Consider the following 24,053-nt stretch of genomic DNA (forward strand, 5'->3'; position numbering starts at 1 on the left):
CCCGGCGGGGGCCCTCAGGGCGTAACGGGGGCGTCGGACGCGTCGCACGGGGAGGGCGCGGAAGACGGAGAGGACGCGGCAGAAGGAGGGGGCGGGGAAGCCGTTTCGGGAGGCGTGTCGCCCAGCAGATAGCGGGCTCCGGGGCCCGCCGCCCCCGCCGCGTCGTCGACGTTGTAGAGACCGCAGCGCGTCAGGGAGAGGCAGCCGCACCCGACGCAGCTGGTCAGCTTGGCCTTGAGGCGTCGCAGCTCGGCGATCTGGTCGTCGATGCGCTGCTCCCAGGACCGGGCCACGCCGTTCCATTCGGCGGTGGTGGGGACGTGGTCGACGGGGAGCCGGGCGAGGGACGCGCCGACCTCGTCGAGCGAGAGCCCGATCCGCTGGGCGGCGCGGATGAAGGCGAGCCGGCGCAGCGTGGAGCGGCGGTAGCGGCGCTGGCCGCCCGAGGTGCGCTCGGAGTGGATCAGCCCGAGGTCCTCGTAATAGCGCAGCGCGGAGGCGGCGATGCCGCTGCGGGCCGAAAGCTCGCCGATGGGCAGCAGGTCACGGGTGGAGAGGGTCACATCGGCCCAGCATACGCTTGACTTCAAGTCGGCTTGAAGTTGCAAGGTCGTCCCATGACGATGACGCACCGCACCGGGCCGTCCGGCCACTCAGAAGAGCCCGAGCGCTACGAGTACGACGACCTGCGCCACCTGATGTCACGGATGACCGGCGACGAGAAGCACGACACCGCCGCCACATCCACCCTCGACGTCCTGTGGGTGCTGTACGACCGGGTACTGCGGGTCGGGCCCGAGAGCGCCGACGCCCCGGACCGGGACCGCTTCCTGCTGTCGAAGGGCCACGGCCCGATGGCGTACTACGCCGTTCTCGCCGCCAAGGGCTTCATCCCGTACGAGTGGCTGGCCGGTTTCGGGACGTACGACTCCCCGCTCGGCCACCACCCGGACCGCACGCTCGTACCGGGCGTCGAGATCGGTTCCGGGTCGCTCGGGCACGGGCTCGGTCTGGGGGTGGGCAGCGCGCTGGGGCTGCGGGCCCAGGGGCTGGACGAACCGGCGGTATGGGTGCTCGTGGGCGACGCCGAGATGGACGAGGGCAGCAATCACGAGGCCGTGCAGTACGCGGGGGCGGTCGGCCTCGACCGGCTCCATGTCGTCGCGGTCGACAACGCCTCGGCCACGTACGGCTGGCCCGGCGGGCTGGCCTCGCGGTTCGCCGCCGAGGGCTGGTCCGCGGTGACCGTGGACGGCCGGGACCACGCCGCTCTGTACGAGGCGTTCACCGCGCCGCATCCGGGACGGCCGCACGCCGTGGTCGCCCGCGTCGAGCCGAAGTGACCGCCGGGTCCACGAACGACGACAAGCGACGTCACCCGAACGTCGCCACCCGAGCGACAGCGGCCGAGACCGCGACCGACGCCGAGGCCGAGGCGGAGACCGAGGCCGAGGACAGGCCGAGACCGCGACCGAGGCCGCGACTGAGGGCAGGCGAAGAAACGACATGACTGGGGATTCCATGGACACCATGCGGGAGCGGTTCGCCGCCGTCACCACCGAACTGCTCGACTCCGATCCGCGGCTGGCCGTCGTCCTCGCCGTGATCTCTTCGGACCGCTTCAGCGACGCCGCCCGCGCCCACCCCGACCGGGTGATCGACGTCGGGATCAGGGAGCAGTTGCTGGTCGGCGCGACGGGCGGACTGGCGCTCGCCGGGCTGCGGCCGATCGCGCACACCTTCGCGAGCTTCCTGACCGAGCGGGCCTTCGAGCAGGTCAAGCTCGACATCGGGCACCAGGGCGTGGGCGCGGTCCTGGTCAGCGCGGGGGCCTCGTACGACGTCGCCGCGGGCGGGCGTACGCATCAGGCGCCGGGCGACGTCGCGCTGCTCGACACGCTCGACGGCTGGACCGTCCATGTGCCGGGGCACCCCGACGAGGCCGACGCGCTGCTGCGGCACGCGGCGGCGGACGGCGACAGCCGCGTCTACGTACGGCTCAGCGATCACTCGAACGTGGCGCCGCGACCCGTCTCGCCCGGCCGCTTCCAGGTGCTGCGCGAAGGGCGCGCCGGGGTCGTCCTGGCCGTCGGGCCCATGCTGGACGCCGTCCTCGACGCGACGGCCGGGCGCGATGTGACGGTGCTGTACGCCTCGACGGTCCGGCCGTTCGACGCGGCGACCGTACGGGAGGCGACCGCTCGGACCGATGCGGCCGACCTCGTCGTCGTGGAGCCCTACCTCACCGGTACGTCCTCGGCGCACGCCGCCGAGGCGCTGGCCGACGTCCCGCACCGCGTGCTCGCGCTCGGCACCCGCCGCGCCGAACTGCGCCATTACGGCACCTGGCAGGAGCACGTGGCCGGGCACGGCCTGGACGCGCGGTCGCTACGGACCCGGATCGACGCGTTCCTGCGGGTCTGACCCGCGAGGGGGCGTGGCGGAGGGCGGCACCGCCCGCATGCGGGCCGAGGCCGGAACCGTACGACCGGGGCGCGGGCGGCAAGGCCGGGGGCGCGGTCCGAATGCCTGGAGCTGAGGGCCGTTGACCCCGGCCGCGGTCGGAAAGTTCGGGGCCCCGTACCGCCCCGGCCGCGGTCGGGAAAGCCTCGGTGCCCGTACGCGCCCGGCCTCGGTCCCGGGCCAGGCTCCGGCTCTGGCTCCCGGCTCCCGGCTCCCGGCTCCCGGCTCCCGGCCTAGAGTCGACTCGGCGAGAACCCCTCAGGCCCCGTGCCCGCCCTCCGGCGCCGGTACGGCCCCCTGCCGCGGTACGCCCGCCGAGTGCGTCGGCTGCGCGGCGGCGGGCCCGCCCTCGAAAGCGCCAGCACCCGCCGGAGCAGCCGGACCGCCAGGAGCCCCGACAGCGCCCGGACCACCAGGCGCGCCCGGCCCCGGCGCGGGCGGCACCGCCCCCTTGCCGCTCCCCCCGGCGGCACCCCCGCCGGAGGCGCCCGGCTTCGGCGGGGCCGCCGAAGACCGCCCCACCTGCCGCCGCGCGTCCTCCGCGCTGTTCTGCGCGCCGAGCGAGCCGAAGTAGAAGCCGGAGACGGTGGCGAGGACGGTCATCAGCGAGGTGACGATGGTCTTGCGGAGGTCGCCGGAGTCGGCGCCCGACGACAGCATCGCGACGGCCAGCGCGAAGGCGACGAGCGCGAGGATGAGGACGGCGATGACGCTGCGGGTCAGACCGCGGACGCCGCGCGGCTCGCGGAGGTCGCGCAGCAGGTCGCGTACCTCGTGGTCGCGGGCCGCGTCCTCGAGCAGCCGGTCGGTGATCTGCTGGCGCCAGGCCGTGGCCCGCCGCACATCCATGATCAGCGGTATCACCGCGACCGCTGCGACGGCCACGACCACCACCGAGATGAGGACGAGCGCGGAGCCGCCGTTGAGCCCGCTGATCGGCTCGGCCGCCGCGGCCGGCCCCCGGCCGGTCCCGGCATTCGCCGCCGCGACGTGAACGGTCGTGAAGTCCGTCATGGTGAAGCGCCCCCCTCGTCCGCACCACGGGTCCGCCCCCCGCGCCCCGGGCGGGCATGCTCCCAGCGCCGCCGTACGCCGGTCAAATCGGCAGGTACCGCCAGCTCCCTTACGGCGGAGGGCAGTACGTCACCGCCGCGCCCGGCGCGGAGCCGACCCGCTCCCCCGGACAGGCCCTAGCCACGCGGGCCCTCATCTCAGGAGAATCATCCGTGACCGACCAGGCCACCGGCATGTCCCAACGCCGTTGGGGGCCGCGGAGCCTGGCGGCCGTACAGCCCGATACCGCCCCATACCCGTACAGCCGCATGCGATACAGCGGGCACACCACCAGCATCCTCATGAGGAGCAGCACGATGCGCGACGCGTCACAGTCCGGGGTAGTTCCGTACTACGAGGATGTGTCGCCCGGCACCGGCGCGCTCGCGCCGCGCGCGTGGTGGGCGGTGTCGGACGCGCGGCGGGTGAATCTCGGCGGCGCCTGGCGCTTCCGGCTGTCGGCGACGGCGGACGCGGAGGACGACTCCTTCGCCCAGCCGGGGTTCGACGCGACGCGCTGGGGCGCGGTGACGGTGCCGTCGCACTGGCCGCTCCAGGGGCACACCCATGAGCACGAGTACGGGCGGCCCGCGTACACCGACGTCCGTTTCCCGTTCCCGGTCGACCCGCCGCACGTGCCGACGGAGAATCCGACCGGTGACCATCTGCGCGCCTTCGACCTGCCGGACGACTGGCCGGGCGGCGCGGCGGTGGTGCGTTTCGACGGCGTCGACTCGTGCGCGCGGGTGTGGCTGAACGGGCAGGAGCTGGGGACCTTCAAGGGCAGCAGGCTGCCGGTGGAGTTCGAGGTCGGCGAACTGCTGCGCCCGCGCGGCAATGTGCTGGCGGTCCGGGTCCACCAGTGGTCGTCCGGCAGCTACTTGGAGGACCAGGACCAGTGGTGGCTGCCCGGCATCTTCCGCGATGTGACGCTGATCGAGCGGCCCGAGGGCGCGGTGACCGACTTCTTCGTGCACTGCGGCTACGACCACGCGAGCGGCACGGGCACGCTGCGGGTGGACTGCGAGCCGGGCGGGACGGTGACCGTACCGGAGTTGGGGCTCGACCTGGCGACCGGTGAGGAGGTGACGGTGCCGGTGGAGCCGTGGTCGGCGGAGGTACCGCGTCTGTACGACGCGGAGTTGGCGACCGAGGGCGAGCGGATACCGCTGCGGATCGGCTTCAGGACCGTCGCGGTGGAGGGCGGTGTGCTGAAGGTCAACGGCCGCCGGATTCTGCTGCGCGGGGTGAACCGGCACGAGTTCGACCCCGACCACGGCCGGGTGGTGGACGGCGAGACGATGCGCCGCGACCTGCTGCTGATGAAGCGTCACAACATCAACGCGGTCCGCACCAGCCACTATCCGCCGCATCCGGCCTTCCTCGACCTGTGCGACGAGCTGGGAATGTGGGTGATGGACGAGTGCGATCTGGAGACGCACGGTTTCGAGGTGGTCGGCTGGCGCGGCAACCCGGTCGCCGACGAGCGGTGGACGCCCGCGCTGCTGGACCGGGCCGCGCGGATGGTGGAGCGGGACAAGAACCATCCGTCGGTGGTGATGTGGTCGCTGGGCAACGAGTGCGGCACGGGCGCCGGGCTCTCCGCGATGGCGGACTGGATCAGGCGCCGTGACCCGGCCCGGCCGATCCACTACGAGGGCGACCTCACCTGCGCCGACACCGACGTCTACTCCCGGATGTACGCCAACCACGCCGAGACCGAGCTGATCGGCCGCCGTGAGGAACCGCCGCTGGAGGACGCGGAGTTGGACAAGCACCGGCGCGAACTGCCCCTCATTCTCTGCGAGTACGCGCACGCGATGGGCAACGGGCCCGGCGGGCTCAGTGAGTACCAGCGGCTGTTCGAGGCGTACGAGCGCTGCCAGGGCGGTTTCGTCTGGGAGTGGATCGACCACGGGCTGCGGCAGCGCACCGCGGACGGGACGTCGTACTTCGCCTACGGGGGCGACTTCGGCGAGGAGATGCACGACGGGAATTTCGTCTGCGACGGGCTGGTCTTCCCCGACCGCACGCCGTCACCGGGGCTGACCGAGTACAAGAAGGTCGTCGAACCGGTGAGGATCGAGGGCGACGCGGAGCGCGGCACGGTCACGGTGACCAATCTGCACGACTTCACCGACCTGTCGTATCTGGCGTTCCGCTGGTCGTACGAGGTGGCGGGCGCGCGGAGCGGCGCGGGCCGGTTCGAGGTGCCGTCGCTCGGCCCCGGGCAGAGCGCGGTGCTCGAACTGCCGCGGGCGGCGCGGACGGTGGGCCGCGGCGAGGGGTGGTGGACGGTGCGGGCGGTGCTCGCCGAGGACACCGCGTGGGCGCCGTCGGGTCACGAGGTGGCGTGGACGCAGTTCGCGGCCCCCGCGCCGGCGGACGCGGCCACCGCGCGCGTCGGCGATCCGCACTCCCCGCGGCTCGCCGAGGGCGGTCTGATCGTGCTGGGCCCCGGCGTCTTCGACGCGGCGGACGGCACGCTGCGCTATCTGGAGGGCGCGGCGGTCACCGGACCCGTGCTGGACGTGTGGCGTGCCCCGACCGACAACGACCGCGGCGCGGACTGGAATCCCGAGGGTCAACTGGATCGGCTGTGGCGGGAGTTGGGCCTCGACCGGATGCGGCACCGGATCGTCTCCGTGGCCGTCGGCGGTGACGCGCTCACCGTCACCACCCGGGTCGCCCCGGCCTCCTCCGACCTGGCGCTGCGTACCGTCTACACCTGGACGGCCACCGGGGACCGGCTGCGCCTGGGCGTCGAGGTCACGCCCGAGGGCGACTGGACGCTGCCGCTCCCCCGGCTCGGGGTACGGCTCGGGCTGTGCCAGACCCTGGACCGCGTCGAGTGGTACGGCGGCGGGCCCGGCGAGGCGTACCCCGACACGCGCGCCGCGTCCCGGATCGGCCGGTACACCGGCACCGTGGACGGGCTCCAGACGCCGTACGTACGCCCCCAGGAGAACGGCGCACGCGCGGACGTGCGGTGGGCGCGGCTGCGCCGCGCGGACGGCACCGGGCTGCACGTGGAGGGCGAGCCGCCGTTCTGGTTCACCGCCCGTCCGTGGAGCACCGGGGAACTCGACCGGGCCACGCACACCCACGAGTTGACGCGTTCCGAGGTGCTGTGGGTGCACCTCGACCACGCGCTGCACGGCATGGGCAGCGCGGCCTGCGGCCCCGACGTACTCCCCCGGCACCAACTGCGCGCGGCGCCCGCCGCCTTCGCGTTCACCTTCATGAGCCTGCCCGCCGCCGCGGACCCCGAGGAGCCCGCGGACCTCCCGCTTCTGGAGACCGAGTGACCACCGCGATACGCCCGTTCAGGCCGGAGGACCTGCCCGCGCTGTACGACATCTGCCTGCGCACGGCTGACGCGGGCGGGGACGCGAGCGCGCGGTATCCGGAGCGGGACCACGAGCTGCTGGGGGCGATCTTCGCGGCGCCGTACGCCGTGCTGGAGCCGGAGGCGGCCTTCGTGCTGGACGACGGGTGCGGCCGGGCGGTCGGTTACGTGCTGGGCACCGGTGACACGGCGGCCTTCGTCGAGCGCTTCCGCGACGAGTGGCTGCCGACGGTCGCGGACCGCTTCCCCGAGCCGGCCGGGGAGCCGGGGACGCCGAGCGAGGCGATGGCCGTGCTGCTGCACCACCCGGAACGGATGGCGCGGCAGCCGGAGTTGGCCGCGTATCCGGCGCATCTGCACATCGATGTGCTGCCGGACTTCCAACGCGGCGGCCACGGGCGGGCGTTGATGGAGGCGTTCCTCGGCGCCCTGGCCGCCAGGGGCGTATCGGCGGTGCATCTGGGGATGCTCACCGCCAACGCTCCCGCGCGGGCCTTCTACGACCGGCTCGGCTTCCACGAGATCGCGGTGCCGGACGCCGGGGAGCTGACCTACTTGGGCCGCGCCACCTCGTAGTCGCCGCTGTCCGTACGACCGGCGTCCTCGGAATCGGAGCCGGAAGCGGACCCGGAAGCGGAGCCAGAACCGGAGCCGGAAGCGGACTCGGACCCGGAGCCGGACTCGGCCGCCGCGTCCCCGTCCACGCTTCCGGCGGCCTCGGGAGCCTCGGCGGTCTCCGACCCGTCCGGTGCGTTGATCCGCTCGGTCCCCTCCGCGTGCTCCGGCCGCTCGGGCCAGCCGCCCGCGGGCGGCATGGCGACGGCCCGCCACCACCAGTCCTCGGGCTGTTCGTCGGCGGGCTCGAAGGGCGCGCCGGGCCGCGGGGTGGCGATCTTCGCCCCGGTCTCGCGCGCGGCGGCGACGCTGCCCTCGGCGGGCACCGCCCAGGAGTGCATGGCCAGGTTGAAGGTGGCCCAGTGGATCGGCAGCATCGTGCCCGCGGGCGTGCCGCCCGACAGGTCGCTGTGCGCCAGCAGCCCCTCGGCCGGGGTCATGTGGATGTCGGGCCAGTACTCGCTGTAGGCACCGATCTGGATCATCGTGGCGTCGAACGGGCCGTGCTGCGCGCCGATGTCCGCGAAGCCGGGGAAGTAGCCGGTGTCGCCGCTGTGGTAGATGCGGTGGGTGCCGTCGGTGACGGCCCAGGACGCCCACAGGGTCTGCTGGCGACCGCGCAGGCCGCGTCCGCAGAAGTGCCGGGCCGGGGTGGCGGTCAGGGTGAGCCCCGCGATCTCCGTGGACTCGTTCCAGTCCAGCTCGCGCAGCCGCTCGGGCGGTACGCCCCAGTGCTCCAGGTGCGCGCCGACGCCCAGCGGCACCGCGAAGACGGCGTCGCTGCGGACCAGCGCGACGATGGAGGGCATGTCCAGGTGGTCGTAGTGGTCGTGCGAGATGACGACCGCGTCCAGGCCGGTCAGCGACTCCAGCGGGACCGGCGCGGGGTGCACGCGCTTGGGGCCCGCGAAGGCGAAGGGCGAACAGCGCTCGCCCCACACCGGGTCGAACAGCACGCGCCTGCCGCCGATCTCGGCGAGCACCGTGGAGTGGCCCATCCAGGTCAGCCGCAGCCCGGAGGCGGGCGGGCGCGCGATGTCGGCGAGCGTGGTGGGGTGCAGGGGCACCGGCCCCGCGGGCTTGCGCGGCTGCCTGGCCTCCTTGCGGAAACTGGCCGGAAGCGCCTTGAACATGCTGCCGCTGGGGACGCTGCGGGCGCCGACGGGGTTGACGAAGGCGCCGTCCGCGTAATTCGGTGAGGAAAGGATGCGTTCCAGCCGGGCGCCCGTGGGGTCCGCGCCGAACGACGGGGGGCGCATCTTCACGAGGCGGGACGGCTGTCGGCCGGCGCCGGTCACGGGTCCTCCAGAGCAGATGACGACGAGCGGCGGGGTCCCGCCACCACCCATTATGCGGCGGTCCGCCGCGCCCGCCGGGGCGCCGAGGCCCCGGGCCGGGCCGCCTTCACCGGTTCTCCCCCGTCCCCGGTGTCACATCTGCCGTCATATCCGCTTACGGTGGCCCGGCCGCCGCGACGGCCGTTTCGCGTCACTCCCCCGGTTCGCCGCTCCCGCCGCCGGACAAGGCCCCGCCGCCCGACACGTCCCCGCCGCCGGCCAAGGCCCCGCCGCCCGACACGTCCCCGTCCCCGTCCCGATCCCCGTCACCGAAGGCCAGCGACACGTGGTCGCGGACCGGCCGGAACCCCAGATGCCGGTACAGCGCGTTGCTGACCGGATTGGCGAGGTCGGCGAAGAGCACGACATCGCGGGCGCCCGCGTCGAGCGCGGCGCGCGAGACGGCCGCGGTGGCGCCGCCCGCGTACCCGTGGCCCCGGTGCGCGGGCGGGGTGTAGACGGCGACCACCCGGACGGTGCCCGACGGGTCCGCCGCGTCGGCGGCCCTCCCGGCCATCGCGACGGGCTCGCCGTCCCGCTCCCACAAGGTGCGTCCGCCGAGCGCGATGGCGTCGTCCATGGCCCGCTCGTCGTCCACGGGCGGCTCGCCGATGTCGACGGTGAAGGCGCGGTGCCAGCGCAGCAGCAGCTCGCGGTCGGCGGGGCCCGCGACCCTGGCGCGGCCGGGCGGCGCGGGCCTGCGCGGGGTGAGGTCCCAGAGCCGGTAGAGCCGCATGGCGCGCTCGACCGTGACCTCGGCGCCGGTCCTCGCGGCCCAGGCCGCGCCGAACGCCTCGGCGCTCTCGCGCTCGCCGCGCACCCCGCCAGGGGCCTCGCCGGGCCAGACCTCGGCCAGCTCACCGGCCGCGGACGGCGGGCCGCCGGTCAGCAGCGGCGGATGCGGCGGCGTACGGAGGAAGGCCGCGGCGACCGCTGCGCCGGGTTCGGGGCGCCACCAGCCGAACAGCGGCGGCTGCCCGCCGTACGCGTCGAGCCCGCGGCGGCGCAGCGCGGCGGTGACGGTGATCGGCACCGAATTCTCCACAGGGCGCTCCCGCAGGAACGGTCCCGCCTCGGTCTCGAACGCGGTCAGGTCCGCGGTGATCGTCCAGCTCATCGGCCCATGGTGGCCCCGCGCCCGGGCCGCGCGCACCCCGTTTTCCGGCGTCGGCCGCGCGGGGCGGTCACGGCGTCAGCAGCCCCCGGCGCTCCAGCAGCGGCTCGGTGCGCGGCGGCCGGCCGCGGAAGGCGGCGAAGGCCGCCATCGGGTCGACGCTGCCGCCCCTGGAGAGCAGCGCGCGGCGGAAGGTGTCGCCGTTGGCGCGGCGCAGGCCGCCGTTGTCCTCGAACCAGGTGACGGTGTCGGCGTCCAGGACCTCGCTCCAGATGTAGGAGTAGTAGCCCGCGCTGTACTGGCTGGCGAAGACGTGCTGGAAGTACGTCGTCCGGTAGCGCGGCGGGATCGCGGGGTGGGCCAGTCCCGCCTTCTTGAGCGCCGCCGCCTCGAACGCCAGCGCGTCGCCGGGGTCGGTGCCCGCGGGCAGGGTGTGCCAGGCCCAGTCGAGCAGGGCGGCGGCGAGGTACTCGACGGTGGTGAAGCCCTGTCCGAACCGGGCGGCGTCCCGCATGCGTTGGACGACGTCGGCGGGCATCGGCTCGCCCGTCTCGTGGTGGACGGCGTAGCGCTCCAGGACCGAGGGCCACAACGACCACATCTCGTTGACCTGGGAGGGGTATTCGACGAAGTCGCTCGGCACGCTGGTGCCGGAGAAGTACGGGTAGCGGACGGCGGAGAACAGGCCGTGCAGCGCGTGCCCGAACTCGTGGAAGAGCGTGTCGACCTGACTGAACGTCAGCAGCGCGGGCTCGCCCGCCGCGGGCTTGGCGATGTTGTGGTTGTTGACCACCACCGGTCGCTTGCCCAGCAGTTCCGACTGGCTGACCAGGGAATTCATCCAGGCCCCGCCGCGCTTGGACGCGCGGGCGAAGAAGTCGCCGAGGAAGAGGCCGAGGGGGCTGCCGTCGGCGTCGAAGACCTCGAAGACCCGGACGTCGGGGTGGTAGCCGACCAGGTCGGGGCGTTCGGTGACGGTGATGCCGTAGACCTCGTGGGCGGCGTGGAAGACCCCGTCGTGCAGCACCTTGTCGAGCGCGAAGTACGGGCGCAGCGCGGCCTCGTCGATGTCGTGGCGCTCCTTGCGGACCTTCTCCGCGTAGTACGACCAGTCCCACGCCTCGACGGGCCCGCCCGCCAGTTCCGCGAGGGCGTCCGCCTCGCGCTCGGCGTTGGCCAGAGCGGGCGGCACCAGGCGGTCGAGCAGGTCGGTGACGGCCTGCGGGGTGCCCGCGGTGCGGTCGGCGACGACGTACGCGGCGTGGCTGGGGTAGCCGAGCAGCGCGGCGCGTTCGGCCCGCAGGGTGGCGATGGTGACGGCGAGCGGGCCGTTGGTGTCCTGGGCGCGATTCAGGGACGCGGTGAGCAGGCGGCGGCGCACGTCGCGGTCGTCCAGCGAGCCGAGTTCGAGCTGGTTCGAGAAGTTGCGCAGGCTCAGTACGTAGGAGCCGTCGTGGCCGAGCGCGGTGCCGTTCTCGGCCGCGGCGGCGATCGCGCCCGCGGACAGGCCGGAGAGCTGGGCGGGGTCGTCGAGGACGAGGGCGGCGGCCTTGCTGGCGGCGACGATGTTCTGGCCGAAGGCGGTGGAGGCGGCGGCGATCTCGGCGTTCAGCTCGCGCAGCCGTCGCTGGCCGTCCGCGTCAAGCTCCGCGCCGGAGCGCTGGAAGGCGGTGCGGTAGCGCTCCAGCAGGCGCAGCGACTCGGCGTCGAGGCCGAGGGAGTCGCGGGTGTCGTACAGCGACGTGATCCGGGCGTAGAGGCCGGGGTTGAGGCGGACGGCGTCGTTGTGCGCGGCGAGCAGCGGGCTGATCCGTGACTCGGTCTCCTGCACGGCGGGGGTGATGTGCGCGGACGCCTGGTTGAAGAAGGCGGCGCTCACCCGGGCGAGCAGCGCGCCCGAACGCTCCAGCGCGACGAGGGTGTTCTCGAAGGTCGCGGGCTCCGGGTCGGCCGCGATGGCCTCGACCTCCGCGAGGTGCTCCGCCAGGCCCTGCTCGAAGGCGGGCAGGTAGTGCTCGTCCCTGATGTCGGCGAACGGCGGCAGCTCGTACGGCAGCGGACTCGGGCTGAGGAACGGATTCGTCGTCACCCCGTCGACCCTACGCGGCGCCCTGCCCGCCGTCAGGCCGTGACGAGCGCTCGCGCGGATCGTGAAAAGCGCCCGCACAGGTCACTGACCTGTGCGGGCGCCGATGTGATGCCGGTACGGCGGTGGGACGGTGATGTGCTGCCGGTACGACGGTGGGACTGCGGTGCCGTGCGGCTACGGTCCCGGTGTCAGCCGCCACTCTTGCGACGGAATTCCCGCTGTCCTCCGGCCTTGCCGTGCGCGCCATGGATCTTGGACTGGTTGTTGCCGCCCGAGGCGGATCCCTTGCGCGCGCTCTGCTTGCGCTCCAGTGCCTCGCGGAACTTCCGCTTCACCTCGTCCTCGTCCGGCGCCTGCGCCTCGGCGTCCGAATCGGTCTCCGGTTCCGCCGCGGCGTCCTGCGGTGCTGCTTCAGCGGCCACGGTGGCCTCCTGCTCTTGGTCGGTCATGCCACCAGAGTCGCATGCCGGACGGCGTCGGCCCACCCGATATCGCCGGGGCACACGGCGCGTGTACGGTTCCGTTCACCACTTCCGGGGAGGATCAGACTGATGACCTGGCTGTTGTACGGCGCCACCGGCTACACCGGCCGCTTGATCGCCCGCCGCGCCGCAGCACTGGGACAGCGCCCTGTGCTGGCCGGTCGCAACGCCGCGAAACTGGTGCCGCTGGCCGCCGAACTGGGCCTGGAACACCGGGTGTTCGGTCTCGGTGACCCGGTCGCGATACGCCATGGACTGGACGGCGTGGAGACGGTGGCGCACTGCGCGGGCCCCTTCGCGCGCACCGCGCTGCCGATGGCGACCGCCTGTCTCGACTCCGGTACCCACTACGTGGACATCACCGGTGAGATCGATGTCTTCGAGTCGCTGCACGCGCTCGACGCGCGCGCGGAGAAGGCCGGGATCACCCTGCTGCCCGGCGCGGGCTTCGACGTGGTGCCGACCGACTGCGTCGCCGCGCTGCTCGCCGCCCGGCTGCCGGACGCGACCCAGCTCGACCTCGCCTTCCTGATCGGCGGCGGGGCGAGTCCCGGTACCGCGCGGACCGCGCTCGAAGGGATGGGCGTGGGCGGCAGGATCCGTACCGGCGGCGAGATCCGTACGGTGCCGGTCGGCTCCCGACAGGTGCAGGCCGCCTTCCCTTCCGGCACCCGCAAGGTCGTGTCGATCCCGTGGGGCGATGTCAGCACCGCCTACTACTCGACGGGCATTCCCGACGTGACCACGTACACCTATGTGCCCGTGCCGACGCCCGCGCTCGCCGCGAGCAGGCTGCTGCGGGTCGGGCCGCTGCGCGGGGCGCTGGCGGGTGTGGTCGGCAAGCTGGTGCGCGGTCCCGGCGAGCGCGCCCTGAGCGGGAGCCGCAGCGAGGTGTGGGGCCGTGCCCGCGACGCGGCGGGCAACACGGTGACCGCGACCCTCACCGGCCCCGGCCCGTACGGTATGACGGCCGATTCCGTGCTGCGGATCGTCGGGCGGCTGCCGGGGCTGCCGACCGGCTTCCAGACGCCGTCGCTGGCGCTGGGCGCGGACTACGCGGGCACGCTGGACGGGGTGACGGTCACGGTGGAGGCGCTGGGCTGAGCGCGCCGCCGGGCGCGGTGTCCTGACGCGGCGCGGTGTGCTGACGCGGCGGGCGGTCCCGCCCCACAGGGGCCGCTCAGCCGCGGTTGCCGACCAGGAACAGCAGCCAGATGAAGAAGGCCAGCGCGTGGGCGACCACGACGTAGACCAGGACGCGCAGGACGACGCCGCGTTCCTTGCGCTTCTCGCTGCCGTTGGTGGTGCCGACCACCAGCGAGCGGGGCGGGGGCACCTGCTCGGGGGTCGGGGCGGGTGCCGGGTTCTGGCCGCTCATCGCCGGGCTCCTCTGGTCTCGTCGCCCCGGGCGCGTGCGCGGGGCTGATCCGTACGGTCCTGGTGGGTGCCGCGCGTGGGGTCGGCGCGGCCGGTACCGGTGCGCGGGGCGTCGGCGGGCGCGGGGCCCGCGGCGGCGTCCTGCGGGCTGACGCACAGGGCGGAGGTCTCGCTCTGCATGAGGGTGTGGACGAACAGCAGGTCCACTCCCCCGGCGTCCGCCGCCTCCAGCCGGTGCGGCACCAGCGAGTCGAAGTGCGCGGAGTCCCCCGCACCCAGGGTGTGGCCGCGGTCGCCGAGGCTGAGCAGCAGCGTGCCCCCGGTCACGTACAGCCACTCCTCGCCGGGGTGGACGCGGACGAGCGCGCGCTGGGCGCCCGAGGGTATGTGCACGCGCAGCGCCTGCATCGCGCGGCCGGTGCCGCCCGCCCGCCAGTACGTCCAGCCGCCCGCGGGCACGGCCGTCATACGGTCGCCGCGTACGATGGGATCCGGCTCGGCCTCCGTCTCGCCCAGCAGGTCGGAGACGGTGGTGCCGTAGAGCCGGGCCAGGCCGAGCAGGACTGGCAGCGAGGGCTGGCGCAGGCCGGACTCCAGCCGGGACAGATGGGCCGCGGACAGCTCAAGCCGTCGGGCGGCGGTCTCCAGGGTGAGGCCGCTGGCGCGTCGCCGGTCCCGCAGGCGGGGCGCGAGGACGAGATGGTCCGTGGACAGCGCACCCGGGGGTGGCGCACTGTCCACGGAGTCGAGGATGTCCGTGCCGTGGGTGGCGTCCATGCCTTCCATGGAACAGCACGGCTTGCCTCTCAGGCAAACGAGTTACCTCAGAGGCAAAAAACCGCGGTGATCAGCGCTTGCGGCCGATGCCCCCGTAGACCCCGATCTTGCGCAGCTCGGCGGGCTTGAGCTCCGGGCCCTCCGGGTGCCAGAGCGGGACCTGGACCAGACCGGGCTCGATCAGGTCGTACCCGTCGAAGAAGGCGAGCACGTCGGCGTGGCTGCGGGCGGTCAGCGAGGCGGTGGCCTTCTTGTAGACCTCCATCACCTCGGGCGCCACGTCGGTGTGGAAGTCCGCGGTGGCGTGCGAGAGCACCAGGTAGCTGCCGGCCGGCAGCGCCTCGCGCAGCGTGCCGAGCATGCCTGCCGGGTCCTCGGCGTCGGTGACGAAGTGCAGCACCGACACCAGCAGCAGCGCGACCGGCTCGTCGAAGTCGATCAGCTCGCTGATGGTGGGGTGCTCCAGGATCGTGCGCGGATCGCGCATGTCCCCGAGGAAGAAGCCGGTGTTGCCGGTGCCGATCAGCCGCGCCCCGGCGTGGGTGGCCACGATCGGGTCGTTGTCGATGTAGGCGATCCGGACGTCGGGCGAGACCGAGTGCGCGACCTCGTGGGTGTTCGGCGAGGTGGGTATGCCGGTGCCGATGTCGATGATCTGCCGGATTCCGCCCTCCACCAGGTGGCGGACGGCTCTGCTCAGGAACGCGCGGTTGGCGCGGGCGCCCAGGACCACGTCCGGGGCGACGTCGAGGACACGCTGAGCGGCTTCCCGGTCCACCTCGTAGTTGTCCCAACCACCGAGGAAGTAGTCGTACATACGGGCCGGATGCGGTTTGCTGGTGTCTATCTCGTCGACGGGGAATCCCTGGTCGGTCACGCCGTCCTCCGCTTCCTTCGCTTCTGCTGTGCCGCTGTGCTCTGTGCGTCATACGTGGTGCGTCCCGCGTCGTACGCGGCGCTTCGCGCGTGGGTGACACGCGGTCCTTCGTGCGTGGTGCTCATCCGAGGAGGAAATCCGCTTCGCCTGCCTTGGCGCCCTGGATGAAGGTGGTGATCTCGTGATTGGTGTAGATCAGCGCCGGACCGTCGGGGTCGGTCGACTGGCGCAGCGCCACCCGTCCGTCGTTCAGCCGTTTCGCTTCCACGCAGGAGCCGCCGTTGCCGCCGCTCCAGGGTTTGCGCCACCCGTCGGGACCGAGTTCGGTGGCGGGCATTCCGTTGTAGATGCCGTCGTGATGTCTGCCGTGGGCGGCGTCGTGCACGGTGTCGTAGATGTCGCCGTACCCGTACACGCCGTCGTTGCTGACGCGATCCATGGTTCAGATCTCCTTGCGCATGCCATCGAGGATGGCCTTGGTGCTCTGTGCCGGCGCGGCCTGCGCGCACATCCGGTCGAGTGCCTCCAGGAAGGTGGACACGTCGTCCCGCTCGTCGAAGTAGACGCCGCCCACCAGGCTCTCCGCGTAGGCGATGTCCGGGATCTCCTGGAGCTGGAACCGGAAGATGTGGAAGGGCCCGTACATGGCGGGGTGCGGGCCGGAGGCGAACGGGATGACCTGGAGGCGCACGTTCGGCAGCTCGGTCGCCTCGGCGAGGGCGTCGATCTGCTCGCGCATCACCCGCCGGCCGCCGATGGGGCGGCGCAGCACGGTCTCGTCCATGACGACCCACAGCAGCGGGGCCTCGTGCTTGCGGACCAGCGTCTGGCGCTCGACGCGCAGTTCGACCAGGCGGTCTATCTCCTCGGCCGCCGCGTGCGGCATCCCCGCGCGCAGTACGGCGCGCGCGTACGCGGGGGTCTGGAGCAGGCCGGGCACGTAGTGCGGCTCGTAGGCGCGGATGACGGTGGCCTCGCCCTCCAGGCTGACGAAGGCGCTGAACCAGTCCGGCAGGACGTCGCGGAAGCTGTGCCACCAGCCGGGCCGGTTGGCCTCGCGGGCCAGGGCCAGGAAGCCGCCGATCTCCTCGGGAGTGGTGATTCCGTAGGTGATCAGGAGTTTTTCGACATAGGGGATCTTCAGCCCGACTTCGGCCTTTTCCATCCGCCGGATCGTGGCGTGGGTGACATCGAGGGCCTGCCCGGCCTGTTCGAAGCTGAGCCCGGCCCGCTCGCGGAGGTCCTGGAGTCGCTTGCCGAGCACCATGCGCAGGACGGTCGGAGCGCCGCCCGGCCGCGGGTCCATCACGTGGCTCAACCCCCAACTCCCTTGACTGATAAGCAGTGTGGCATGTCGTCAGCGTCAGCGACAGCGTGTTCTGTTGAATTTGCAAATTACAGAACGGACCTTGCCATGTGTCCGGCACGAGCCCCATAGTTACGGAGTGGTTCCTTCACCCAACGCTCTCCGACGCGAGCGCCATGACACCGGTGGCGGCTGTGGCCGCCACGACGTCTTTCGGCTGCCCGCGCAGAGCGCTTCGGTGGCCGACGCCCGGGGCCGGATACGCGACCGGCTGAGCGAGTGGAACGTGTGCCCCGAACTGGTGGACGACGCGAGCCTGGTGGTGACCGAACTGTTCACCAACGCGGTGCGGCACACCGACAGCGAGAAGATCACCTGCGTCGTGCACCAGCGCGGCGCGGTGATACGGCTGGAAGTGACCGACCAGGGCCGGGGCTCCAGCAGGCCCGAACCGTGCGACGCGGGCGCGGACGAGGAGGGCGGTCGCGGACTGCTCCTGGTGAGCGTGCTGGCGACGGCCTGGGGATCGGAACCCGCGGAAGACGGGACAGGGCGCGTGGTGTGGGCCGAACTGGCCGTACACCCCGCGCCCTCGTGTTAGCTACAGCGGCAGCAGATCGGGCCGCTTCGGCTCGACGTCGTCGCCGGAGGACTCCCCGCGCAGCCGCCGTCCGATCCACGGCACCAGATACTCCCTGGCCCACTGGATGTTGTCCTTGCGCACCGCGGAGGCCGGCCGCTGGGACAGCGGCGGCCACGCTTGGTCGGGGTCGGCGGGCACGTCGAGGCCGAGCACCTGCGCGGCGCGCAGCGCGACCCTGGTGTGCCCCTCGGGCGACAGGTGGAGCCGGTCGTCGCTCCAGGCCCTGCGGTCCTGCACCGAACGCAGCGACCACAGGTCGAGCACCGGACAGTCGTAGCGGTCGGCGATGGACCTGACATGCGCGGTGTACGTGGCGATCTTGCCGCGCAGGTGCCGCAGCACGGGTACGTCGCGGGTGTCGAAGCCCGTACAGACCAGCACCGTGCCGACGGCGCCGCTGAGATCGGCGACGGCGGCCTCGAAGCGCTCGGCGATGGCGTCGGGGTCACCGCCGGGGCGCAGGATGTCGTTGCCCCCGGCGCAGAAGGTCACCAGGTCGGGAGCGAGTTCCTTGGCGCGCGGCACCTGCGCGGCCACGATCTGGTCGAGCAGCCGGCCGCGGACCGCGAGATTGGCGTAGCGGAAGGTGTGTTCCTCGCGCCGGTCGGCGAGGAGTACGGCCAGGCGGTCGGCCCAGCCCACGTACATACCGTCAGGACCGGGGTCGCCGACGCCTTCGGTGAAGCTGTCCCCCACCGCGGTGTACGACCCGATCGCACCGTTGTCGTCTGTTTGCGAATCGTCAGCCACGTCGGACCATCTTTCTCCTCCGGGTGTGACTTACGCGACCGTAAGGAGGGGTTGACGCGACGTGATTCATCCCACCAGGTCAAAGCCGCCAGGAAGGAATAGGCCGCCTGATGACGGCGCACCGGACACATACCGTTCGGTACGTGGTGTTCCGCGCTGCCGTATCGTCGGCAGTGCCCCAGGTCGCGACGTATGAGAGGTAGGAGGATCACCGGTGACGCAGGAATTGCCGCGGACCGACCCGACCGGATCCGAGCCGATAGCCGAGGCGCTGTCAGAGCCCGAACTGACCGGTGTGCGGAATTTCCGGGACGTCGGGGGTCTGCCCACGACGGACGGGCGCCGGGTACGGCCGGGCGTGCTGTTCCGCAGCGGTCACCTCGCGCACGCCGACGCCGACGCCATCGCGTTCCTCACCGGGCTCGGCCTGCACACGATCTTCGACTTCCGCAACCGGGACGACATCCGCGTCGAGGGCCCGGACGTCGACCTGCCGGGCACCGTCAATGTGAACCTCCCGCTCAGCGACCCGGCGAACAACAACAACGCCGGTTTCTGGCACACCGTCCGCAACGGCGACCTGGCCGCGCTGGAGGAGGTGCTGGGCGAGGGGCGCGCCGCGGAGCGGATGGCGCAGTCCTACCGCACGTTGATCCGCGAGCGCACCGCGGAGCACGCCCGGATGCTCGAACTGCTCACCGAGCCCGCCGACCCGGCCGTCCCCGCGCTGCTGCACTGCGCCGCGGGCAAGGACCGCGCGGGTACGTCGATCGCGATCATCCTGCTGGCGCTGGGCGTCGAGCGCGCCGCCATCGAGGCGGACTACCTGGAGAGCAACGCGCCGCACCGCCGCTACCGGGTGCGCCGCGGCGACGGCAGCACCGGCTCCGAGATCGACCCGGCGGTGATGGCGCTGCTCGACCCGCTCTTCGAGGCGCGGGCGGAGTACCTGCGGGCCGCCTTCGAGACCATCGACGAGGAGTGGGGCTCGGTCGACCGCTATCTGGAGGAGGGCCTGGGCCTGACGAAGGAGCGGCGCGAGCGGCTGCGGGACGTGCTGCTGACGGACTGAGACCCCCGGGGGCCCGTACGCGCGGCGTACGGGCCCCCGTCCGTGTCCCGGCGGTGCGCCTCAGCGGTTGGCGACCGCCTGCTTGACCAGCGTGCGGCCGAAGTCCCACATCAGGCCGCCCCCACCGTGCGCGTCGTCCATGACGGCGGTGAAGGCCGTCACGAAGCGGTCGACGTCCGCCTCGTTCACGACCAGCGGCGGGATCAGCTTGATGACCTCGACGTGGTCGCCGGAGACCTGGGTGAGGATGTGGTGCCGCTGGAGCAGCGGCACCACGACCATCTGCGCGAAGAGCCCCTTGCGGGCGGCCTGGAGCATCGTCCAACGGCTGCGCAGGCCGAGCGACTTGGGGCGGCCGAATTCGATGCCGACCATCAGGCCGCGACCGCGGACGTCCTTCAGGAACTCGTACTGGTCGGTGAGCGCGGCCAGCCGGGTGCGCAGCAGGTCGCCCATCAGCCGGGAGTTCTCGACCAGCCGCTCGTCCTCCACCACCGACAGCGTGGCCAGTCCCGCCGCCATCGCCTGGGCGTTGGACCCGAAGCTGGCGGAGTGCACCAGGACCCGGTCCATGGAGGAGTAGACCTTCTTGAAGATCCAGTCCTTGCCGAGCGTGGCGCCGACCGGCACGTATCCGCCGGAGAGCGTCTTGGCGACGGTCAGCAGGTCGGGCTCGACGCCCTCCTCCTGCTGGTAGGCGTAGAAGGTGCCGGTGCGGCCGATGCCGGTCTGCACCTCGTCGCAGATGAGCAGCGCCTTGTGCTTGTGCAGCAACTCCTGGGCGGCGCGCAGGTATCCGGGCGGCGGGATGTAGACGCCGTGGCCCTGGATCGGCTCGATGATCATCGCGGCCACGTCGCCGCGCTTCAACTCCCGTGCGAGCGCTTCGAGATCGCCCACCTCGATCGGGGTGTCGGGCAGCAGCGGTGCGAAGCCGTCCTGGAATCCGGCCTCGCCGTTGACGGACAGCGACCCGGTGGTCAGCCCGTGGAAGGAGTGCTTGCAGTACAGGACGCGCGTCTTGCCGGTGGCGTACCGGGCGAATTTCAGCGCGGTCTCGACGGCCTCGGTGCCGCTGTTGCCGAAGAACACCCGGTCCAGGTGCGGCGAGTGGGCGAGCAGCTTCTCGGCGAGCAGGCCGGGCAGCGGCTGGCAGTCGAAGCGGGTCAGGTCCGCGAGCCCCGCGTCGAGCACGTCGTGCAGCGCCTTGCGGACCACCGGGTGGTGGCGTCCGACGCCCATCACGCCGAATCCGGCGAGCATGTCCAGGTAGTCGTTGCCGTCGGCGTCCCAGAAATGCGCGCCCTCGGCCCGCTCGTAGACCTTGTCGAAGCCGATGGTGTGCAGCATCCGCGGAAGCTGGTGGTTCAGGTGCTTGGCGTGCAGGTCGTAGCGCTCGCCGCCGCGCTCGGCGAGCAGCGTCGCCAGGTCGAACCCCTTGGCCGGGCCGGGCACTTCGCCGCCGCCGGCCTGCGGGGCGGGCCCTTCGCCCACGCTGCTCTCAGACGATGTCATCGCTCACCTGCTCCTTGCGTACGTGAATGGGTACGGCCTCCCGCGCGGTGTCGTCCGCGGCCCCGGCCGGTTCCCCGACCGTCACCGTACGCGCGCCGCCGTTCCGGGTGTCGGTACGGGTGTCGATACGGGTCAGGGCCGCGCCGATCCGGCCCGCGATCTCGGCGGGGGTCAGTCCGATGTCGGCCAGCACCTCGGCGCGCTTGGCGTGCGCGAGGAACTGCTGCGGGATGCCGAAGTCGCGCAGCGGCACGTCCACGCCCGCGTCGCGGAGCGCCTGCGCGACGGTCGAACCGACGCCGCCCGCGCGGCCGTTGTCCTCCACGACGGCCACCATGCGGTGGCGCGCGGCCAGTTCGGGCAGCGCCGGGTCGACCGGCTTGACCCAGCGCGGGTCGACGACGGTGACGCCGATACCTCGGCCGGCCAGCAGTTCCGCGACCGACAGGCAGGTGGCGCCGAGCGCGCCGACCGAGACCAGCAGCACATCGGACGTCTCGCCCTCGGACGGCCGGTGCAGCACGTCCATGCCGCCGACCCGGTCGACGGCGGGCAGCGGCTCGCCGACGGTCTCCTTCGGAAAGCGGATCACGGTGGGCGCGTCGTCCACGTCGAGGGCTTCGCGCAGTTGGGCCCGCAGTTGGTCGGCGTCGCGCGGCGCGGCGATCCGCAGCCCCGGCACGACCTGGAGGATCGACATGTCCCACATGCCGTTGTGCGAGGCGCCGTCGACCCCGGTCACCCCGGCCCGGTCCAGGACGAAGGTGACTCCGCACTTGTGCAGCGCCACGTCCATCAGGACCTGGTCGAAGGCGCGGTTGAGGAAGGTCGCGTAGACCGCGACCACCGGGTGCAGTCCGCCGGTGGCCAGGCCCGCGGCCGAGGTCGCGGCGTGCTGTTCGGCGATGCCGACGTCGTAGACCCGGTGCGGGTACGCCTTCGCGAAGGCTTCGAGTCCGACCGGTTGCAGCATGGCCGCGGTGATCGCCACGACGTCGGGCCGCTCGGCGCCGACCCGGACCATCTCCTTGCCGAAGACGGAGGTCCACGACGGGCCGCCGACCGGGGCGAGCGGGCGGCCGGTGAGCGGGTTGATCGCGCCGACGGTGTGGAAGCGGTCCGCCTCGTCCTGCTCGGCGGCCGGGTAGCCGCGGCCCTTCTCGGTGAGGCAGTGCACCAGCACCGGGCCGCTGAACCGCTTGGCGCGGCGCAGCGCGGTCTCGACGGCGGCGATGTCGTGGCCGTCGATCGGGCCGACGTACTTCAGGCCCAGGTCCTCGAACATGCCCTGCGGGGCGAAGGAGTCCTTGAAGCCCTTCTTCGCGCCGTGCAGCGACTCGTAGAGCGGCTGCCCGATGACCGGGGTCTGCTGGAGGACGCTCTTGCCCCAGGACAGGAAGCGTTCGTAGCCGTCGGTGGTGCGCAGCGTGGTGAGGTGGTTGGCCAGACCGCCGATGGTCGGGGCGTACGACCGCTCGTTGTCGTTGACGACGATGATCAGCGGGCGGTCCCGGCCCGCGGCGATGTTGTTCAGCGCCTCCCAGGCCATGCCGCCGGTGAGCGCGCCGTCGCCGATGACGGCGACCACATGGTCGTCGCCGCCCTTGACCTGGTTGGCCTTGGCGAGGCCGTCGGCCCAGCCGAGGACGGTGGAGGCGTGGCTGTTCTCGATCACGTCGTGCTCGGACTCGGCGCGACAGGGGTAGCCGGACAGGCCGCCCTTGCTGCGCAGTTTGGAGAAGTCCTGGCGGCCGGTGAGCAGTTTGTGGACGTAGGACTGGTGGCCGGTGTCCCACAGGATCCGGTCGGCGGGCGAGTCGAAGACGCGGTGGAGCGCGATCGTCAGCTCCACCACCCCCAGATTCGGTCCCAGGTGGCCGCCGGTCCTGGCCACGGCCTGGACCAGGAACTGCCGGATGTCGGCGGCCAGTTCGTCGAGCCGGCCTTCGGGCAGTGCCTTCAGGTCGCGCGGGCTTCGGATGTTCTCCAGCATCGACATAAGTGGACCTCGTTCCCCCTGCCGGGATTGCTATGTTCAGCCGACCGTTCCCGCGACGGCTTGGCCGCCGACGGTCACGGAGGGTTCACCCGACGTGGTGCCGTCGGCCTCCATCTGCTCGGCGAGTTTCATCGCCTCTTCGATCAGCGTCTCGACGATCTTCGACTCCGGCACGGTCTTGATGACCTCACCCTTGACGAAGATCTGACCCTTGCCATTGCCCGACGCCACACCGAGGTCGGCCTCACGGGCCTCACCCGGACCGTTGACGACACAGCCCATCACCGCGACCCGCAGCGGAACCTCCATACCGTCAAGACCCGCCGACACCTGATCCGCCAGCTTGTACACATCCACCTGCGCACGCCCGCACGACGGACACGACACGATCTCCAGCCGCCGCTGCCGCAGATTCAACGACTCCAGAATCTGAATCCCGACCTTGACCTCCTCCGCCGGAGGAGCCGACAACGACACCCGGATCGTGTCCCCGATACCCTCCGACAGCAGCGCACCGAACGCCACAGCGGACTTGATCGTCCCCTGGAACGCCGGACCCGCCTCCGTCACACCCAGGTGCAGCGGATAGTCCGACTGCGCCGCCAGCAGCCGGTACGCGTTGACCATCACCACCGGGTCGTTGTGCTTCACCGAGATCTTGATGTCCCGGAAACCGTGCTCCTCGAACAGCGACGCCTCCCACAGCGCGGACTCCACCAGCGCCTCAGGCGTCGCCTTCCCGTACTTCCTCAGCAGCCGCGCGTCCAGCGACCCCGCGTTCACACCGATCCGGATCGGCGTCCCCGCGTCCGAAGCCGCCCGCGCGATCTCCTTCACCTTGTCGTCGAACTGCTTGATGTTCCCCGGATTCACCCGAACCGCCGCACACCCGGCATCGATCGCCGCGAACACGTACTTCGGCTGAAAATGAATGTCCGCGATCACCGGAATCTGCGACTTCTTCGCGATCGTCGCCAACGCGTCGGCGTCATCCTGCGTCGGACACGCCACCCGCACGATCTGACAGCCCGAAGCCGTCAGCTCAGCGATCTGCTGAAGAGTGGCACCGATGTCAGAAGTACGGGTCGTCGTCATCGACTGGACGGAAACAGGCGCGTCCCCGCCCACCGGGACCGACCCGACCTGGATACGACGCGAAACACGACGCGTCGCCAGAGGCCGGGCCGGCAGGGAGGGCAGGCCGAGCGCGACCGGCTCGACTGCTGTCATCGTCA

22 protein-coding genes are annotated in these 24,053 nt (G+C 72.2%); 7 read left to right on the top strand and 15 right to left on the bottom strand.

What is annotated here, in order from left to right; genetic code table 11:
- Window positions 1–14 precede the first annotated feature (14 nt).
- Window positions 15–563 carry a redox-sensitive transcriptional activator SoxR gene (soxR, locus tag ACIOC1_RS20380; protein WP_401855846.1) on the bottom strand — a complete coding sequence of 183 codons (549 nt, stop codon included), beginning with the start codon at window positions 561–563 and terminating at the stop codon, window positions 15–17.
- A gap of 60 nt (window positions 564–623) precedes the next feature.
- On the opposite strand from soxR, the gene ACIOC1_RS20385 reads away from it, so the two are divergent.
- Both ACIOC1_RS20385 and ACIOC1_RS20390 read left to right on the top strand, forming a co-directional pair.
- The gene (locus ACIOC1_RS20385; protein WP_401856102.1) at window positions 624–1,343 is read left to right on the top strand and encodes a transketolase; all 720 of its coding nucleotides are present in this window, start codon (window positions 624–626) and stop codon (window positions 1,341–1,343) included.
- Window positions 1,344–1,521: 178 nt separating this feature from the next.
- Complete coding sequence (locus ACIOC1_RS20390) at window positions 1,522–2,424, top strand: transketolase family protein (RefSeq protein ID WP_401856103.1); 903 nt, start codon at window positions 1,522–1,524, stop codon at window positions 2,422–2,424.
- A 297-nt stretch (window positions 2,425–2,721) separates the two neighbouring features.
- Here the strand turns inward: ACIOC1_RS20390 and ACIOC1_RS20395 are convergent, their stop codons facing one another.
- Window positions 2,722–3,477, bottom strand: coding sequence for a hypothetical protein (locus ACIOC1_RS20395; RefSeq protein ID WP_401855848.1), 756 nt, complete (start codon window positions 3,475–3,477; stop codon window positions 2,722–2,724).
- Window positions 3,478–3,833: 356 nt separating this feature from the next.
- Here ACIOC1_RS20395 and ACIOC1_RS20400 point away from each other — a divergent pair, with 356 nt between their 5' ends.
- Both ACIOC1_RS20400 and ACIOC1_RS20405 read left to right on the top strand, forming a co-directional pair.
- On the top strand, window positions 3,834–6,824 hold the full coding sequence (locus ACIOC1_RS20400) for a glycoside hydrolase family 2 TIM barrel-domain containing protein (protein WP_401855850.1): 2,991 nt from the start codon (window positions 3,834–3,836) through the stop codon (window positions 6,822–6,824).
- Window positions 6,821–7,441 carry a GNAT family N-acetyltransferase gene (locus ACIOC1_RS20405; RefSeq protein ID WP_401855852.1) on the top strand — a complete coding sequence of 207 codons (621 nt, stop codon included), beginning with the start codon at window positions 6,821–6,823 and terminating at the stop codon, window positions 7,439–7,441. Before ACIOC1_RS20400 ends, ACIOC1_RS20405 begins: the two co-directional genes overlap by 4 nt.
- Here the strand turns inward: ACIOC1_RS20405 and ACIOC1_RS20410 are convergent.
- The 4 genes from ACIOC1_RS20410 to ACIOC1_RS20425 all read right to left on the bottom strand — a co-directional run bounded on the left by ACIOC1_RS20410 (window position 7,417) and on the right by ACIOC1_RS20425 (window position 12,469).
- Entirely contained in the window at window positions 7,417–8,778 is a 1,362-nt protein-coding gene (locus ACIOC1_RS20410; RefSeq protein WP_391051438.1) for an MBL fold metallo-hydrolase, read from the bottom strand. The genes ACIOC1_RS20405 and ACIOC1_RS20410 overlap by 25 nt on opposite strands.
- 190 nt (window positions 8,779–8,968) lie before the next feature.
- On the bottom strand, window positions 8,969–9,934 hold the full coding sequence (locus tag ACIOC1_RS20415) for a GNAT family N-acetyltransferase (protein ID WP_401855854.1): 966 nt from the start codon (window positions 9,932–9,934) through the stop codon (window positions 8,969–8,971).
- Window positions 9,935–10,001: 67 nt separating this feature from the next.
- Complete coding sequence (locus ACIOC1_RS20420) at window positions 10,002–12,020, bottom strand: M3 family metallopeptidase (protein WP_401855856.1); 2,019 nt, start codon at window positions 12,018–12,020, stop codon at window positions 10,002–10,004.
- A 188-nt stretch (window positions 12,021–12,208) separates the two neighbouring features.
- Window positions 12,209–12,469, bottom strand: coding sequence for a DUF5302 domain-containing protein (locus tag ACIOC1_RS20425; RefSeq protein WP_355342836.1), 261 nt, complete (start codon window positions 12,467–12,469; stop codon window positions 12,209–12,211).
- A 102-nt stretch (window positions 12,470–12,571) separates the two neighbouring features.
- Here ACIOC1_RS20425 and ACIOC1_RS20430 point away from each other — a divergent pair, with 102 nt between their 5' ends.
- Entirely contained in the window at window positions 12,572–13,606 is a 1,035-nt protein-coding gene (locus ACIOC1_RS20430; protein WP_401855859.1) for a saccharopine dehydrogenase family protein, read from the top strand.
- Between the two features lie 76 nt (window positions 13,607–13,682).
- On the opposite strand, the gene ACIOC1_RS20435 is transcribed toward ACIOC1_RS20430, so the two are convergent.
- From ACIOC1_RS20435 to ACIOC1_RS20455, 5 genes are all read right to left on the bottom strand, one after another.
- Entirely contained in the window at window positions 13,683–13,880 is a 198-nt protein-coding gene (locus tag ACIOC1_RS20435) for a DUF6126 family protein (RefSeq protein ID WP_355342840.1), read from the bottom strand.
- Window positions 13,877–14,665 (bottom strand): helix-turn-helix domain-containing protein, encoded by a 789-nt coding sequence (locus ACIOC1_RS20440; RefSeq protein ID WP_401855863.1) that lies wholly within the window; start codon window positions 14,663–14,665, stop codon window positions 13,877–13,879. The genes ACIOC1_RS20435 and ACIOC1_RS20440 overlap by 4 nt, the downstream gene beginning before the upstream one ends.
- A gap of 61 nt (window positions 14,666–14,726) precedes the next feature.
- The gene (locus ACIOC1_RS20445) at window positions 14,727–15,533 is read right to left on the bottom strand and encodes an SAM-dependent methyltransferase (RefSeq protein ID WP_391163745.1); all 807 of its coding nucleotides are present in this window, start codon (window positions 15,531–15,533) and stop codon (window positions 14,727–14,729) included.
- 121 nt (window positions 15,534–15,654) lie between these two features.
- The gene (locus tag ACIOC1_RS20450; RefSeq protein ID WP_355342882.1) at window positions 15,655–15,870 is read right to left on the bottom strand and encodes a DUF397 domain-containing protein; all 216 of its coding nucleotides are present in this window, start codon (window positions 15,868–15,870) and stop codon (window positions 15,655–15,657) included.
- 105 nt (window positions 15,871–15,975) lie between these two features.
- Window positions 15,976–16,800: a helix-turn-helix transcriptional regulator gene (locus ACIOC1_RS20455; RefSeq protein WP_355342885.1), complete on the bottom strand. Its 825-nt coding sequence runs from the start codon at window positions 16,798–16,800 to the stop codon at window positions 15,976–15,978.
- 178 nt (window positions 16,801–16,978) lie between these two features.
- Here ACIOC1_RS20455 and ACIOC1_RS20460 point away from each other — a divergent pair, with 178 nt between their 5' ends.
- Window positions 16,979–17,440 carry an ATP-binding protein gene (locus tag ACIOC1_RS20460; protein WP_355342846.1) on the top strand — a complete coding sequence of 154 codons (462 nt, stop codon included), beginning with the start codon at window positions 16,979–16,981 and terminating at the stop codon, window positions 17,438–17,440.
- On the opposite strand, the gene ACIOC1_RS20465 is transcribed toward ACIOC1_RS20460, so the two are convergent.
- Window positions 17,441–18,232: a GDSL-type esterase/lipase family protein gene (locus ACIOC1_RS20465; RefSeq protein WP_391051426.1), complete on the bottom strand. Its 792-nt coding sequence runs from the start codon at window positions 18,230–18,232 to the stop codon at window positions 17,441–17,443. It abuts the gene before it with no gap.
- Window positions 18,233–18,446: 214 nt separating this feature from the next.
- Between ACIOC1_RS20465 and ACIOC1_RS20470 the strand changes: the two genes are divergently transcribed.
- Window positions 18,447–19,304 carry a tyrosine-protein phosphatase gene (locus ACIOC1_RS20470; RefSeq protein WP_391051424.1) on the top strand — a complete coding sequence of 286 codons (858 nt, stop codon included), beginning with the start codon at window positions 18,447–18,449 and terminating at the stop codon, window positions 19,302–19,304.
- Between the two features lie 60 nt (window positions 19,305–19,364).
- On the opposite strand, the gene ACIOC1_RS20475 is transcribed toward ACIOC1_RS20470, so the two are convergent.
- The 3 genes from ACIOC1_RS20475 to ispG are packed head-to-tail and all read right to left on the bottom strand — an operon-like array spanning window position 19,365 to window position 24,048.
- Window positions 19,365–20,819: an aspartate aminotransferase family protein gene (locus ACIOC1_RS20475; protein ID WP_355342852.1), complete on the bottom strand. Its 1,455-nt coding sequence runs from the start codon at window positions 20,817–20,819 to the stop codon at window positions 19,365–19,367.
- Complete coding sequence (gene dxs, locus ACIOC1_RS20480; protein ID WP_391051421.1) at window positions 20,806–22,818, bottom strand: 1-deoxy-D-xylulose-5-phosphate synthase; 2,013 nt, start codon at window positions 22,816–22,818, stop codon at window positions 20,806–20,808. The genes ACIOC1_RS20475 and dxs overlap by 14 nt, the downstream gene beginning before the upstream one ends.
- 36 nt (window positions 22,819–22,854) lie before the next feature.
- Window positions 22,855–24,048, bottom strand: a complete 1,194-nt coding sequence (gene ispG / locus ACIOC1_RS20485; RefSeq protein WP_391051419.1) for a flavodoxin-dependent (E)-4-hydroxy-3-methylbut-2-enyl-diphosphate synthase — start codon at window positions 24,046–24,048, stop codon at window positions 22,855–22,857.
- Window positions 24,049–24,053 lie beyond the last annotated feature (5 nt).

Source organism: Streptomyces sp. NPDC088197, from assembly GCF_044741185.1.
Classification (GTDB): Bacteria; Actinomycetota; Actinomycetes; order Streptomycetales; family Streptomycetaceae; genus Actinacidiphila.

What these genes read in the sequence shown, in the direction of transcription:
- ACIOC1_RS20430 (WP_401855859.1), top strand. Translation starts at nt 12,572, where the DNA reads ATGACCTGGCTGTTGTACGGCGCCACCGGCTACACCGGCCGCTTGATC.
- ACIOC1_RS20395 (WP_401855848.1), bottom strand. Translation starts at nt 3,477, where the DNA reads ATGACGGACTTCACGACCGTTCACGTCGCGGCGGCGAATGCCGGGACC.
- ACIOC1_RS20415 (WP_401855854.1), bottom strand. Translation starts at nt 9,934, where the DNA reads ATGAGCTGGACGATCACCGCGGACCTGACCGCGTTCGAGACCGAGGCG.
- ACIOC1_RS20435 (WP_355342840.1), bottom strand. Translation starts at nt 13,880, where the DNA reads ATGAGCGGCCAGAACCCGGCACCCGCCCCGACCCCCGAGCAGGTGCCC.
- ACIOC1_RS20455 (WP_355342885.1), bottom strand. Translation starts at nt 16,800, where the DNA reads ATGGTGCTCGGCAAGCGACTCCAGGACCTCCGCGAGCGGGCCGGGCTC.
- ACIOC1_RS20475 (WP_355342852.1), bottom strand. Translation starts at nt 20,819, where the DNA reads ATGACATCGTCTGAGAGCAGCGTGGGCGAAGGGCCCGCCCCGCAGGCC.
- ispG (WP_391051419.1), bottom strand. Translation starts at nt 24,048, where the DNA reads ATGACAGCAGTCGAGCCGGTCGCGCTCGGCCTGCCCTCCCTGCCGGCC.
- ACIOC1_RS20400 (WP_401855850.1), top strand. Translation starts at nt 3,834, where the DNA reads ATGCGCGACGCGTCACAGTCCGGGGTAGTTCCGTACTACGAGGATGTG.
- ACIOC1_RS20440 (WP_401855863.1), bottom strand. Translation starts at nt 14,665, where the DNA reads ATGGAAGGCATGGACGCCACCCACGGCACGGACATCCTCGACTCCGTG.
- ACIOC1_RS20390 (WP_401856103.1), top strand. Translation starts at nt 1,522, where the DNA reads ATGGACACCATGCGGGAGCGGTTCGCCGCCGTCACCACCGAACTGCTC.
- ACIOC1_RS20385 (WP_401856102.1), top strand. Translation starts at nt 624, where the DNA reads ATGACGCACCGCACCGGGCCGTCCGGCCACTCAGAAGAGCCCGAGCGC.
- ACIOC1_RS20450 (WP_355342882.1), bottom strand. Translation starts at nt 15,870, where the DNA reads ATGCCCGCCACCGAACTCGGTCCCGACGGGTGGCGCAAACCCTGGAGC.
- ACIOC1_RS20425 (WP_355342836.1), bottom strand. Translation starts at nt 12,469, where the DNA reads ATGACCGACCAAGAGCAGGAGGCCACCGTGGCCGCTGAAGCAGCACCG.
- dxs (WP_391051421.1), bottom strand. Translation starts at nt 22,818, where the DNA reads ATGTCGATGCTGGAGAACATCCGAAGCCCGCGCGACCTGAAGGCACTG.